We start from the raw sequence: 12,798 nt of genomic DNA on the forward strand, positions 1-12,798 counted from the left end.
CTTGCCGTGGGCATCAATGGGTGGTGGCCGGGCGAACCTTGATCACCTCGACCTCGAAGGTCAGGGTACGCCCCGCCAGCGGATGATTGAAGTCGACTTCCACCTGCTCGCCGTCGAGGCTGGCGATCACGCCGGGCAGCTCGCCGCCGGCCGCGTCGGCAAACGACATCACCGTGCCCACCTCGGGCTCGACATCCTCGAAGTCGTCGCGCTTGAGCAGCTGGACGTTCTGCGGATTGTGCTGGCCGAAGGCATGCTCCGGACCGATCTGATAGCTGCCGGTATCGCCTTCGGCGAGCCCCTGCAGGGGCGCCTCGAAGCCGGGCGGCAGGTTGCCATCGCCGACCTGAAAGGTAGCCGGCTGCTTGTCGCGGGTCGAGTCGACCACGGTGCCGTCCTCGAGCTTGAGGGTGAAGTGCAGGGTCACTTCCATATCATCACCGACGCGATGGACGGTAGAGGGTTGATCGCTCATCTATGTCTCTCTTGCCGTTGGCGGGGCGCGGCCATGAGTGGGTTGGACGCGCCGACCACCGTGGGGTTCAGCGCCGGGCGTCGCGGAACGACTCGATGATCAGGCCCGCAGCACCAAGGGTAATGCCGATATCGGCGACGTTGAAGGCCGGGAAGTACCAGCCGGCAGCGTGGAAGGAGAGAAAATCCACCACATAGCCGTGCACCAGGCGATCGTAGAGGTTGCCCAGTGCACCGCCGATGATCAGCGCCAGCGATGGTGCCAGCAGCACCTCGTGGGCCTTGAGACGGCGCAGCCAGATCGTCAGGCCGATGCTGGCACCGATGGCGATCACCGCGAAGAACCAGCGCTGCCAGCCCGGATGGCCCGCCAGGAAGCTGAACGCCGCGCCGGTGTTATGCAGCAGCGTCAGGTTGAAGAACGGCAGCACCTCAACCGGGCGGGCATAGCTCAGCCAGGCGCTGGCCGCGTATTTGGTCGCCAGGTCGAGCACAATCACCGCCGCGGCCAGCCACAGCCAGCGCAGCGGTTTATGCATCGGAGGAGCGGGAGCCTTGTCAGTCATCTCGGCAGTCTCGGACATCGTCGGTCTCAGGCATCACTTAGGCATAGCGCCGGGTTTCACCCGGGCCATCAGGCAGATTGCTGATACAGCGCCCGCACAGCTCAGGATGTTCGGGATGGCTGCCCACGTCCTCGCGGTGGTGCCAGCAGCGGTCGCACTTATTATGCTCGCTGGCGGCCACCGCTACCTTGAGGTTTTCAAGCTCGGTGGGCTCGGCGTCGCCGCCGTCGGCCAGCGCCGCCAGGTGGACGTCGCTGGTCAGCAGCACGAAGCGCAGCTCGTCACCCAGCTTGGCCAGCGTCTGACGCAGACCGTCGTCGACGTATAGCGTCACCTCGGCGGCCAAGCCGCTCTTGATCTGCTTGGCGTTGCGGGCATCCTCCAGGCACTTGTTGACCGCCTGCTTGACCTCGAGGATCTGTTCCCAGACCTCGCGACCCAGCGTGGCATCGTCGGCCAGGGTGGCAAGCCCAGTGTAGTACTCCTCGAGCAGCACGCTATCGGCGCGCGGGCCGGGGATATGCTCGTAGATCTCCTCGGCGGTGAACGACAGGATCGGCGCCACCCAGCGTGCCAGCGCCTCGACGGCGTGATAGAGCGCAGTCTGGCAGCTGCGCCGCGCCAGCGAGTCGGCCTGGGTGGTGTACTGGCGATCCTTGATCACGTCGAGATAGAAACCGCCCAGTTCGCGGGAACAGAAGGTGTGCACCTGCTGGTAGACGTCGAGGAAGCGGTACTCGGCATAGGCGGTTTCGATGCGCGACTGCAACTGAGCGGCCCGGTCGACCACCCACTGATCCAGCGCCAGCATGTCGTCGAAGGCCACCGCATCGCGCGCGGGATCGAAGCCGTTGAGGTTGGCGAGCAGAAAGCGCGCGGTGTTGCGAATGCGCCGGTAGACATCGGCGGTGCGCTTGAGAATCTCGTCGGAGACCGCCATTTCGCCGGAGTAGTCGGTGGAGGCCACCCACAGCCGCAGGATATCGGCGCCAAGCTTGTCCATCACCTCCTGGGGCGCAACCACGTTGCCCACCGACTTGGACATCTTGCGGCCCTGGGCGTCGACGGTGAAACCGTGGGTCAGCAGGCCGCGATACGGCGGATGGCCGTCGATGGCGCAGCCGGTCAGCAGCGACGAGTGGAACCAGCCGCGGTGCTGGTCGGAGCCCTCGAGGTAGAGGTCGGCGCGGGGCCCCTCAGCGTGGCCGAGCTGATGGGAGTCACGCAGCACGTGCCAGTGGGTGGTGCCGGAGTCGAACCACACGTCGAGAGTATCGGTGACCTTGTCGTAGTCGGCGGCTTCGTCGCCAAGCAGCTCGGCGGGGTCGAGGCGGAACCAGGCGTCGATGCCCTCCTTCTCGACCCGTTGTGCGACCTCCTCCATCAGCTCGACGGTGCGCGGATGCAGCTCGCCGCTGGCCTTGTGCAGGAAGAATGGGATCGGCACGCCCCAGTTGCGCTGGCGTGAGATACACCAGTCCGGCCGGTTGGCGATCATCGAATGCAGCCGCGCCTTGCCCCAGGCGGGGGTGAACTGGGTCGCCTCGATGCCCTCCAGAGCGCGCTGGCGCAGGGTCTTGCCGTCACGGTCCTCGAGATCCATGCCCACGAACCACTGCGCCGTGGCGCGGTAGATCACTGGGGTCTTGTGGCGCCAGCAGTGCATATAGCTGTGGGTGATGGTCTTGTGGGCCATCAGCGCGCCCACTTCGCCGAGCTTCTCGACGATCTGCGGGTTGGCTTTCCAGATCATCTGGCCGCCAAAATAGGGCAGGTCGTCGGCGTAGACGCCGTTGCCCTGCACCGGGTTGAGCATCTCATCGAAGCTCATGCCGTGGGCGCGGCAGGTATTGAAGTCATCCACGCCATAGGAGGGCGCCGAGTGCACGATACCGGTGCTACCCACCTCGGACTCTACGTAATCGGCCAGATAGACCGGCGACAGGCGATCATAGAAAGGGTGGCGGAAGTCGATCAGGTCCAGCGACGCGCCCTTGGCGGTGGCGATCACCTCGCCGCTGAGGCCGAAGCGCTCCAGGCAGCTCTCGACCAGGTCGGCGGCCAGCACCAGCAGCCGGCTGCCGGTATCGACCAGTGCATAGTCGAACTCGGGATGCACGTTGAGCGCCTGGTTGGCGGGGATGGTCCAGGGGGTGGTGGTCCAGATCACCACCGCCGCCGGCTTGGTCAGCTGGCCCAGGCCAAAGGCGGCGGCCAGCTTGTCGTCATCGGCGCAGGGAAAAGCCACGTCGATGGCGTCGGACTTCTTGTCCTGATACTCGACCTCGGCCTCGGCCAGCGCCGAGCCGCAGTCGAAGCACCAGTTGACCGGCTTGAGGCCCTTAAACACATAGCCACCCTTGACCATCTCGGCCAGGGCGCGGATCTCACCGGCTTCGTTGGCGAAGTCCATGGTCCGGTAAGGCTTGTGCCAGTCGCCGATCACCCCCAGCCGGATAAAGTCGCTCATCTGCCCGTGGATCTGCTCGCCGGCATACTCGCGGCACAGCCCCCGAGCCTTCTCGGGGTCGAGGTGCTTGCCGTGGGTGGTCTCGACCTTGTGCTCGATGGGCAGGCCGTGACAGTCCCAGCCCGGCACATAGGGCGCATCGAAACCGGCCAGGCTCTTCGACTTGACGATGATGTCCTTGAGGATCTTGTTGACCGCGTGGCCGATATGGATGCTGCCGTTGGCGTAGGGAGGGCCATCGTGGAGCACGAAGCTCTCGCGGCCGCGGCGCTCGTCGCGCAGGCGCTGGTTGATGTCGAGCTGCTGCCACTGTGCGACCCGGTCGGGCTCGCGCTTGGGCAGCATGCCGCGCATCGGGAAATCGGTTTCAGGCAGGTTCAGGGTGTGCTTGTAGTCGCTCATGAGTGTCCGTCAGCGTCGCGCCCGGCAGCCGTGTGGCCGGCCGAGGATTCGGAAGTCGCAGCCTCGCGCGCCAGCGGCGCCGATGCTAGAGGAAGCGTGTTGTTTAGCCCGTCGGCATGGCGGGCAAAATAGCGCCGCGCTTGAGCCTGATCGGTGGCGATCTGCGCCTTGAGCGGCTCGAGGCCGTCGAAGCGGATCTCACCGCGCAGCCGGGCGCAGGGAAACACCGTTAGCCGCGCGCCATAGAGGTCGCCGTCGAAGTCGAACAGATGCACCTCGAGTACCGCTCGCTCGCTGCCCACGGTGGGTCGCCAGCCGACGTTAGCCACCCCGGGCAGGCAGCGCCCGTCGGGCAGCGAGACGGCCACCGCATAGACCCCGCGCAGGGCCAGCGGCAGGCGCAGCAGCGGCAGGTTGGCGGTGGGCACGCCGATGGTGCGCCCCAGCTGCTGGTCCCGCACCACCCGGCCGCCCAGCGCATAGGGGCGCCCCAGCATGCGTTCGGCCTGGGCGAAGTTGCCGCTGGCCAGCAGGGTGCGCACCCGGGTACTCGAGACCCGTTCGTCGTCGAGCACGAAGGTGCGGGTGTGCTCGACGCCCACCCCGTGCTGCTCGCCGACCTCGGCGAGTAGCGCAAAATCGCCGCTACGATCGCAGCCGAAGCGGAAGTCATCACCCACCACCAGGTGCTTCACATCGAGGCCGTCGAGCAGCACGCGGTCGATGAACTGCTGCGCGGTGAGGCTGCGTAGCGCGTCGTTGAACGGCAGGCACAGCACGTAGTCGGCCCCATGCTCGTCGAGCAGCGCCACCTTGTCGCGCAGCCGGGTCAGCCGCGGCGGGGCCTGGTCGCCGGCAAAGTACTCCCGCGGCTGTGGTTCGAAGACCACCACGGTGACCGGCACGCCCAGCGCCCGAGCGCGCTCGCGGCACTGCTCGAGAATCGCCTGATGGCCGCGGTGTACCCCATCGAAATTGCCGATGGTGGCCACGCAGCCGCGATGCTCGTCGCGTAGGTTGTGCAATCCTCGAATCAGTTGCATGCGTTGCTCGCGTACTCCGTGCCGATAACCTCAGCGAATAAAACCCACGATTATAGCGGTCTGCTTGACGGGCGCCTATGGCGCCGGCCGCTAGCTCCCGATATAGCCCCCTATATAGCTCGGGACTGATCCGTCGGCAGGCCTACGAGGAGGCGCTGTGAACCCATCCCTGGGCGCTACCTACGCCCTGCTGCGCTCTCGCATCCTGCTCCGCTTGCAGGGCCGGTGCTGGCCATCCATGGCCAGCCCGTTCGGAGCAGTGCTCCTCACCCATGGCGTAGAACCTCCTCTTCGACCTGCCGACGGCGTCCCTCGCCTATGGCGTCGGTTGCTTAGCCATTCAGCTTAAACTGGCTTGGGCGCATGCCCAGCGCCAGCAGCCAGCCGAAATAGACCCCGGCGCCGGCCACTACCAGGGTCGCCAGCCAGCCGACCCGTGTCCACACGCCCCAGCCCAGCCAGGCCTGCCAATCCGGCGCCAGCCCCCACAGCAGCGCGCCCATCAGCGCGCAGCCGCCGCCCAGCTGCAGCGCAAAGCGCCCCCAGCCGGGCTGGAAGGTCAGCACCCCTTCGCGGTACAGCAGATAGCCGAGTAGCCCGGCGTTCATAAAGGCCGACAGCGCCGTGGCCAGCGCCAGGCCGGCGTGTGCCAGCGGCCAGATCAGGATCAGGTTGAAGACCATGTTGGCGACCATGGCGATGATCCCCACCTTGACCGGGGTCTTGGTGTTCTGACGGGCGAAGAACCCCGGCGCCAGCACCTTGATCAGCATGAAGGCGATCAGCCCCAGCGAGTAGGCGCGCAGGCTCATCGCCGCCATACGGATATCGTGTTCGGTCATGGCGCCATAGTGAAACAGCGAGATCAACAGCGGCTCGGCTAGCAGCACCAGCGCCAGCGCCGCCGGCAGCCCCAGCAGCAGCACCGCGCGGATCGCCCAGTCGAGCATCCTGGCGAAGTGCTGCGGCGACTGCTCGGCATGACGCTTGGAGAGCGCCGGCAGAATCACCGTGCCGATGGCGATGCCGAACACCCCCAGCGGCAGCTCCACCAGGCGGTCGGAGTAGTAGAGCCAGGAGACGCTGCCCGGGGTCAGCAGCGAGGCCAGCACGGTATCCAGCAGCAGGTTGATCTGCGACACCGAGACCCCGAACAGCGCCGGCGCCATCAGCAGCAGGATGCGCTTGACGCCGCTGTGGGCGAAGTTGGGCCAGGGCCGCGGCATCAGCCCCAGGCGCACCAGGAACGGCACCTGGAAGGCCAGCTGCGCCATGCCGGCGATCAACACCCCCCAGGCCAGCGCCATCGCCGGCTCGCTCATCAGCGGCGTCAGCAGCACCGCCGCGCCGATTAGCGACAGGTTGAGCAGCACCGGTGTGAAGGCCGGGATCGCGAAGCGGTTCCAGGTATTCAGCACGCTGCCGGAAAACGCCGTCAGCGAGATCAGCAGCAGGTAGGGGAAGGTGAGGCGCAGCATATCGGCGGTCAGCGCCAGCTTGTCGGGATCGCGACCGAACCCTGGAGCAAACACCCACACCAGCCAGGGTGCGGCAAACATCGCCAGCGCGGTGATCAGCAGCAGGATCACCGCCAGACTGCCGGCCACCGCATCGAGCAGCTCGCGCACCTCCTCCCGCGTCTTGCGGGTGGCGTACTCCGACAGCACCGGGATAAAGGCCTGGTTGAACGCCCCTTCGGCAAACAGCCGGCGCATGAAATTGGGGATCTTGAAGGCCACGAAAAAGGCATCGGCGCCGTTGCCGGCGCCGAACAGCGCCGCCACCACCACGTCCCGGGCCAGCCCCATGACCCGCGACAGCATGGTCATGGCGCTGACGATCAGCCCCGAGCGCATCAGCCCGGCGCGCACCGGCGGCCGGCCGGCCGCGGCGGGATCGGGGGGCTCGTTGTGCGATGCAGGGTCGTCGTTGGCCACGTCGAGGCGTCACTTCCAGTGCTGAATAGGCAAATTGGGCACAAAAAAACCGGCCGCAGCCGGTTTTTTTGCAGAAAGCGTCCGGCTTACGCAGCCAGCGCCTTAATTCGCTTGTTCAAGCGGCTCTTGAGGCGAGCGGCCTTCTTCTTGGACAGCACGTCCTTGTCGGCGATGCGGTCGATCACCGGCTGGGCCTGCTTGAAGGCGTCCATTGCCTGGGCGTGTTCACCGCCGTTGATGGCCTTGATCACGCGCTTGATGTAGGTGCGGACCATGCTGCGCTGGCTGGCCTTGAGAACGCGACGATTCTCGGCCTGACGGGCGCGCTTACGGGCTTGCTTGCTGTTAGCCACTAACTGTCTCCTTGGAGAATTATTTTACCGACTTCGGTAACTAGTTGACCAAGCTGGGATTATGCTACCACTCCCAACCGGTTTGGCCGTACTGGGTTGCACTCAACCACCGGGCCGTGTCTGAGAGGATGGCATATCCTATCACGCTGTGGGCGCGCTTGCTACTGTGAAACCCGCATGGGGCGGGCGTCACAGCACCACCAGGTTGTCGCGGTGAATCAGCTCCGGGGCCTCCATATAGCCGAGCAGCGCCTCGATCTGATGGCTCGGCTTGCCGAGCAGCCGCGCCGCGTCCTCGGCACCGTAGTTGACCAGCCCCTTGGCGACCCGTTCGCCCTGCTCGTCGACGCATACCACCATGTCACCGCGCACGAAATCGCCGCTGACCGCGGTGACCCCCACCGGCAGCAGACTCGAGCCCCGCCCGCGCAGCACCTGCACGGCACCGGCATCCAGGGTCAGGCTACCGCGCACCTGCAGCTGCCCGGCCAGCCAGCGCTTGCGCGCGGCGAGCGGCGCCTGCTCGGGGCGCAGTAGCGTGCCCAGCCGCTCGCCCTCGATCAGTCGCGTCAGCACACCCGGCTGGCGGCCGCTGGCAATCGCCGTGACCGCCCCGGAGCGCGCCGCCAGCTTGGCCGCCAGCACCTTGGTGGTCATGCCGCCACGCCCCAGCGCACCGCCGTCGCCGGCCATCGCCGCCAGCGCCGGGTCGCCGGCACGCCCTTCGTGGATCAGTTGGGCGCCGGGATCGTGGCGCGGATCGGCGTCGAACAGCCCCTCCTGGTCGGTGAGGATCACCAGCGCATCCGCTTCCAGCAGATTGGCGACCAATGCGCCCAGGGTGTCGTTGTCACCGAAGCGAATCTCGTCGGTGACAACGGTGTCGTTCTCGTTGACCACCGGCACCACCCGCAGATCGACCAGGGTGCGCAGCGCCGAGCGCGCATTCAGATAGCGCTTGCGGTTGGAGAGGTCGTCATGGGTCAGCAGAATCTGCGCGGTGAGCAGACCGTGGCGGGCGAAATGGCCCTCGTAGCACTCGGTGAGGCCGTTCTGGCCCACCGCAGCGGCGGCCTGCAGCTCATGCACCGCAGACGGACGCACCTGCCAGCCGAGGCGCACCATGCCCGCCGCCACCGCGCCGGACGACACCAGCACCACCTCGATGCCGCGGCGGTGCAGCTCAGCGATCTGGTCGACCCAGCCGCCGATGGCCGGCTCGTCGAGGCCGCGCCCGTCGTTGGTCAACAGGGCGCTGCCGATCTTGACCACCACCCGGCGGGCGCCGCTCAGCGCCTCTCTGCCGGGCGCCTGTTGATTCGCTTCCACCTGATTCTCCACGCTGTCAGACCTGCTACTGGCGCCGCTATGAAAAGCGCGGCAGTCGTTGCCTCTAAGGAGCGTATTCGACCTCGACGTCGTAGTCATCGTCGTCGAAGTCGTCATCGTCCTCATCGACCCGCTTGCGCTTGCGGCCCAGCCGCGCCTCGGTGCGTGCCACCGACTCGGCCTCCATGCGCGCGCGCATCTCGCGCTCACGCTCGGCGGCGGCCTCATCCTCGTTCTCGAGGCGGCGCTGTTCGGTCAGCCAGCGGTGCGCGGCCTGCACCAGCGCCTCGGTGCCGTCGCTGGAGATCGCCGAGATACGATACACCGGTCCGTCCCAGGCGAGACGCTCGATGATCGCCTCGGCGGCAGCCTCGCGCTCCTCTTCGGGCAGCAGATCGAACTTGTTGAGCACCAGCCAGCGCGGCCGCTCGGCCAGCGCTGGCGAGAACTGCTCGAGCTCATGCACGATCGCTTCGGCGGCCTCCACCGGGTCCGACTCGTCGAACGGTGCCACGTCGATCACATGGAACAGAAGCCGGGTACGGGTCAAATGCTTGAGGAAGCGCAGCCCCAGCCCGGCGCCGTCTGAGGCGCCCTCGATCAGGCCCGGCACATCGGCCATCACAAAGTGCTCGTGCATGCCGAGCTTGACCACCCCGAGGTTGGGCACCAGGGTCGTGAAGGGGTAGTTGGCGACCTTGGGCTTGGCCGCGGAGACGGCGCGGATCAGCGTCGACTTGCCGGCATTGGGCATGCCCAGCAGACCGACGTCGGCCATCACTTTCATCTCCATCCGCAGGTTGCGGCGCTCACCCTCGGTCCCCGGGGTAGTGCGGCGCGGCGCGCGGTTGGTCGACGACTTGAAGTGAATATTGCCCAACCCGCGACGGCCGCCCTGGGCGACCAGCACCACCTGACCGATCTCGGTGACGTCGGCGATCACCTCGAGGGTGTCCTCGTCGATCACCGTGGTCCCCACCGGCACCTTGACGTGCAGATCCTCGCCGGCCTTGCCGCTCATCTGACGGCCCATGCCACCCTGGCCGTTCTCGGCCTTGTAGAAGCGCTGGTACTTGAAATCGATCAAGGTATTCAGCGAATCGTCACCGATCAGGTAGACGCTGCCGCCGTGGCCGCCATCGCCGCCGTCCGGCCCGCCCTTGGGCACGTACTTCTCACGGCGGAAGCTCAGGCAGCCATTGCCGCCATTACCGGCTTCGGCGATGATCGAGGCTTCGTCGACGAACTGCATGTTTCACTCTCCTGACGGACATGGCCGTCATGATACGCAAAAGGCCCCGCCATGGCGGGGCCTTTCACAACAGGTTCGCAGCGCTCTCAGGCAGAGACGACGCTGACGAACTTGCGGTTTTTCGGACCCTTGGTCTCGAACTTGATCACGCCGTCGCTCAGGGCGAACAGGGTGTGATCACGGCCGAGGCCGACGCCGGTACCGGCGTGGAACTTGGTGCCACGCTGGCGCACGATGATGTTGCCAGCGGTTACTACCTGGCCACCGTACAGCTTGACGCCAAGGCGTTTGGATTCGGAATCGCGGCCGTTGCGCGTGGAGCCGGCTGCCTTCTTATGAGCCATTGCAAATACCTCGCTCTATCAGGGGGTATGTCCGCTTATGCGGAGATCCCGGTGATCTTGACTTCAGTAAACCACTGACGGTGGCCCTGACGCTTCATGTGGTGCTTGCGACGGCGGAACTTGATGATGGTCACCTTGTCGCCACGGCCGTGGGACACGACCTCTGCAGACACCTTGGCACCCTCGACCAGCGGCGCGCCGACCTTGGTTTCTTCGTCGCTACCGACCAGCAGCACCTGGTCAAATTCCAGCGTTTCGCCGGTGGCAATTTCCAGCTTCTCGAGTTTCAGGGTCTGGCCTTCCTGAACGCGGTACTGCTTGCCACCGCTCTTGATAACTGCATACATGTCTAGACTCTCCAAACACTCATCGGGGTTGTGCTCTTCATCGGCCTGCGGCGAGTGGCGCCCCTTTTGGCAGCCATCTGACAGGGAGCATGATGAGTCGGGTCGCGGATTATAGCCGCCCTCCCAGCTTGACACAAGGCCCATGCCCGCGACCATCCTCGCTTGACGCCCCCATGAGCCGCCCATAGCATAACCCCCAATCCAAGGTCGGCCCGCCCCGGGCGACAGGCCCCACCTCCTACAAGCAGCGCGCCCATGCAGCCGACAGCATCGCCCCTTCATGCGGCGGTGGCAGAGGATTTCGCCGCCGTTGATCGCACCATTCTGGCCAAGCTCTCCTCGCGGGTGCCGCTGGTCGAGTCGATTGCCGCCTATATCGTCGAAAGCGGCGGCAAGCGGCTGCGTCCGCTGCTGGTGCTGCTCGCCGCCCGCAGCCTCGACTACCGTGGCGACCAGCACATTACCCTGGCCACGCTGATCGAGTTCATGCACACCTCGACGCTGCTTCACGACGACGTGGTCGACGAGTCGCACATGCGTCGCGGCAAGGCCACCGCCAACGACGCCTGGGGCAATGCGCCCTCGGTACTGGTCGGCGACTTCCTCTATTCGCGCTCCTTCCAGATGATGGTCGAGGTCGGCTCGATGCGGATCATGGAAGTGCTCTCGGCAGCGACCTGCACCATCGCCGAGGGCGAGGTGCTGCAGCTGACCAACGTCGGCAACCCCGACGTCGACGAAGCCGCCTACTTCGATACCATCCAGGGCAAGACCGCGATGCTGTTCGAGGCCGCCAGCCACAGCGGTGCGATCCTCGCCGCGGCTAGCCCCGAGCAGGAGGCTGCCCTGCAGCACTACGGCCGCTACCTGGGCCTGGCCTTCCAACTGGTCGACGATCTGCTCGACTACCAGGGCGACGCCGCGGCGATGGGCAAGAACGTTGGCGACGACCTCGCCGAAGGCAAGCCGACCCTGCCGCTGATCTATGCCATGCGTGAAGGGACTCCGGAGCAGGCCAAGCTGATCCGCCAGGCGATCCGCCAGGGCGGCCTCGAGCAACTCGATGAGGTACTGGCGATCATCGACCAGACCGGCGCTTTGACCTACACCCGTCAGCGCGCCGAAGAGATGTCCGCCAAGGCCCTCGCACAGCTCGAATATCTGCCGGCAAGCCGCTATCGCGACAGCATGGCAGAGCTCGCGCGACTCGCCGTGGAGCGCACTACCTGAGCCGCCCCGGCACTTGCATCACGGCACGAAATCCGTATACTTCCCCACCGTTGAGGCGCAAGCCCAACAGCGTCGGAGCGTAGCTCAGCTTGGTAGAGCGCTGCCTTCGGGAGGCAGAGGTCGTAGGTTCGAATCCTGTCGCTCCGACCAGAAATTCCCAACGCCCTGCGATTCACTCGCGGGGCGTTTTCGTTGTGCTAATCTGGCAACTCCACGCCGCTTCCGGAGCGACTACATGCTGACGGTTGCTCAACACCAGACATTGCTCGACCTGCTGCGCCAAGCGCTACCCTCGCTGCAGGCCGTCTACCTGTTCGGCAGTCAGGCCAGCGGTCAGGCCCAGCAGGACAGCGACATCGATCTTGCCATCCTGCTACCCAGTCCGGCGGACGCTGAAGCGCTCTGGCACCTCGGTGACGAACTCGCCGGCATGCTGGGCCGGGATGTCGATCTGGTGGATCTACGCAACGCCAGCACCGTGATGCAGCATCAGGTCATCAACCATGGCACACGCCTATGGCAGCGCGATCAAGCCGCTGATGAATTCGAGGTCACCTCTCTCAGTCAGTATTGGGATCTGCAGATCATGCGCAGCGGCATCCTCTCCGACATTCGCCAGCGAGGCCGCGTCTATGACCGATGACGTGCTGCTCAACAAGGCAGCCACGATCGAACGCTGCGTGGCTCGCGCCCAGCAGGAGTATGCTGCCGCAGGCGATGGGTTTGCGCAGGACTTTACCCGCCAGGATGCCGCCATTCTCAACTTGCAGCGCGCCTGCGAGGCAGCCATCGACGGTGGCTCCCACCTGGTTCGTCGCCAGGCCTTGGGAGCACCGCAGAGCGCCCGCGAGGTGTTCGATCTGCTGGTCGCTGCCCAGTTGCTTGAAGCGCCGCTTGCCGACGTGCTGAAACGCATGACCGGCTTTCGTAACATCTCGGTGCACGATTACCAGAAGGTACAGATTCCCATCGTTGTCGCCATCATCACCAAACATAGCGACGACTTGCTGAGTTTCGCGCGGCGGCTGATCGAACTGAGCTGAGCTTGCTG

The 12,798-nt window shown here is 65.7% G+C and carries 13 protein-coding genes and 1 tRNA gene; 4 read left to right on the plus strand and 10 right to left on the minus strand.

What is annotated here, in order from left to right:
* Window positions 1–13: 13 nt before the first annotated feature.
* The 10 genes from fkpB to rplU all read right to left on the minus strand — a co-directional run bounded on the left by fkpB (window position 14) and on the right by rplU (window position 10,517).
* On the minus strand, window positions 14–475 hold the full coding sequence (gene fkpB, locus IEI94_RS18965) for an FKBP-type peptidyl-prolyl cis-trans isomerase (protein WP_191168804.1): 462 nt from the start codon (window positions 473–475) through the stop codon (window positions 14–16).
* 67 nt (window positions 476–542) lie between these two features.
* On the minus strand, window positions 543–1,058 hold the full coding sequence (gene lspA, locus IEI94_RS18970) for a signal peptidase II (RefSeq protein ID WP_224750202.1): 516 nt from the start codon (window positions 1,056–1,058) through the stop codon (window positions 543–545).
* A gap of 19 nt (window positions 1,059–1,077) precedes the next feature.
* Entirely contained in the window at window positions 1,078–3,912 is a 2,835-nt protein-coding gene (ileS, locus tag IEI94_RS18975) for an isoleucine--tRNA ligase (protein WP_191168805.1), read from the minus strand.
* A complete protein-coding gene (gene ribF / locus IEI94_RS18980; protein WP_191168806.1) occupies window positions 3,909–4,955 on the minus strand; it encodes a bifunctional riboflavin kinase/FAD synthetase in 1,047 nt (348 codons plus the stop codon). Before ribF ends, ileS begins: the two co-directional genes overlap by 4 nt.
* Before the next feature lie 332 nt (window positions 4,956–5,287).
* Complete coding sequence (murJ, locus tag IEI94_RS18985; protein WP_191169671.1) at window positions 5,288–6,811, minus strand: murein biosynthesis integral membrane protein MurJ; 1,524 nt, start codon at window positions 6,809–6,811, stop codon at window positions 5,288–5,290.
* A 167-nt stretch (window positions 6,812–6,978) separates the two neighbouring features.
* A complete protein-coding gene (gene rpsT, locus IEI94_RS18990) occupies window positions 6,979–7,245 on the minus strand; it encodes a 30S ribosomal protein S20 (RefSeq protein ID WP_191168807.1) in 267 nt (88 codons plus the stop codon).
* 189 nt (window positions 7,246–7,434) lie between these two features.
* Window positions 7,435–8,574, minus strand: a complete 1,140-nt coding sequence (gene proB, locus IEI94_RS18995) for a glutamate 5-kinase (protein WP_318153423.1) — start codon at window positions 8,572–8,574, stop codon at window positions 7,435–7,437.
* A 64-nt stretch (window positions 8,575–8,638) separates the two neighbouring features.
* Window positions 8,639–9,826 carry an Obg family GTPase CgtA gene (cgtA, locus tag IEI94_RS19000; protein ID WP_191168809.1) on the minus strand — a complete coding sequence of 396 codons (1,188 nt, stop codon included), beginning with the start codon at window positions 9,824–9,826 and terminating at the stop codon, window positions 8,639–8,641.
* A gap of 86 nt (window positions 9,827–9,912) precedes the next feature.
* On the minus strand, window positions 9,913–10,170 hold the full coding sequence (gene rpmA / locus IEI94_RS19005; protein ID WP_089659709.1) for a 50S ribosomal protein L27: 258 nt from the start codon (window positions 10,168–10,170) through the stop codon (window positions 9,913–9,915).
* A 35-nt stretch (window positions 10,171–10,205) separates the two neighbouring features.
* Window positions 10,206–10,517, minus strand: a complete 312-nt coding sequence (rplU, locus tag IEI94_RS19010) for a 50S ribosomal protein L21 (RefSeq protein WP_191168810.1) — start codon at window positions 10,515–10,517, stop codon at window positions 10,206–10,208.
* Between the two features lie 255 nt (window positions 10,518–10,772).
* Between rplU and ispB the strand changes: the two genes are divergently transcribed.
* The 4 genes from ispB to hepT all read left to right on the plus strand — a co-directional run bounded on the left by ispB (window position 10,773) and on the right by hepT (window position 12,790).
* A complete protein-coding gene (gene ispB / locus IEI94_RS19015; RefSeq protein WP_191168811.1) occupies window positions 10,773–11,747 on the plus strand; it encodes an octaprenyl diphosphate synthase in 975 nt (324 codons plus the stop codon).
* A gap of 73 nt (window positions 11,748–11,820) precedes the next feature.
* Window positions 11,821–11,897, plus strand: a tRNA-Pro gene (locus tag IEI94_RS19020).
* An 85-nt stretch (window positions 11,898–11,982) separates the two neighbouring features.
* Window positions 11,983–12,390: a type VII toxin-antitoxin system MntA family adenylyltransferase antitoxin gene (gene mntA / locus IEI94_RS19025; protein ID WP_191168812.1), complete on the plus strand. Its 408-nt coding sequence runs from the start codon at window positions 11,983–11,985 to the stop codon at window positions 12,388–12,390.
* On the plus strand, window positions 12,380–12,790 hold the full coding sequence (hepT, locus tag IEI94_RS19030) for a type VII toxin-antitoxin system HepT family RNase toxin (protein ID WP_191168813.1): 411 nt from the start codon (window positions 12,380–12,382) through the stop codon (window positions 12,788–12,790). The genes mntA and hepT overlap by 11 nt, the downstream gene beginning before the upstream one ends.
* Window positions 12,791–12,798 lie beyond the last annotated feature (8 nt).

Source organism: Halomonas sp. ML-15 (assembly GCF_014779595.1).
Taxonomy (GTDB): domain Bacteria; phylum Pseudomonadota; class Gammaproteobacteria; order Pseudomonadales; family Halomonadaceae; genus Franzmannia.

Excerpts from the sequence above, each read along its gene's own strand:
- fkpB (WP_191168804.1), bottom strand. The coding sequence starts at position 475 with ATGAGCGATCAACCCTCTACCGTCCATCGCGTCGGTGATGATATGGAA.
- lspA (WP_224750202.1), bottom strand. The coding sequence starts at position 1,058 with ATGTCCGAGACTGCCGAGATGACTGACAAGGCTCCCGCTCCTCCGATG.
- ileS (WP_191168805.1), bottom strand. The coding sequence starts at position 3,912 with ATGAGCGACTACAAGCACACCCTGAACCTGCCTGAAACCGATTTCCCG.
- ribF (WP_191168806.1), bottom strand. The coding sequence starts at position 4,955 with ATGCAACTGATTCGAGGATTGCACAACCTACGCGACGAGCATCGCGGC.
- murJ (WP_191169671.1), bottom strand. The coding sequence starts at position 6,811 with ATGCGCTCGGGGCTGATCGTCAGCGCCATGACCATGCTGTCGCGGGTC.
- cgtA (WP_191168809.1), bottom strand. The coding sequence starts at position 9,826 with ATGCAGTTCGTCGACGAAGCCTCGATCATCGCCGAAGCCGGTAATGGC.
- rpmA (WP_089659709.1), bottom strand. The coding sequence starts at position 10,170 with ATGGCTCATAAGAAGGCAGCCGGCTCCACGCGCAACGGCCGCGATTCC.
- rplU (WP_191168810.1), bottom strand. The coding sequence starts at position 10,517 with ATGTATGCAGTTATCAAGAGCGGTGGCAAGCAGTACCGCGTTCAGGAA.
- ispB (WP_191168811.1), top strand. The coding sequence starts at position 10,773 with ATGCAGCCGACAGCATCGCCCCTTCATGCGGCGGTGGCAGAGGATTTC.
- mntA (WP_191168812.1), top strand. The coding sequence starts at position 11,983 with ATGCTGACGGTTGCTCAACACCAGACATTGCTCGACCTGCTGCGCCAA.
- hepT (WP_191168813.1), top strand. The coding sequence starts at position 12,380 with ATGACCGATGACGTGCTGCTCAACAAGGCAGCCACGATCGAACGCTGC.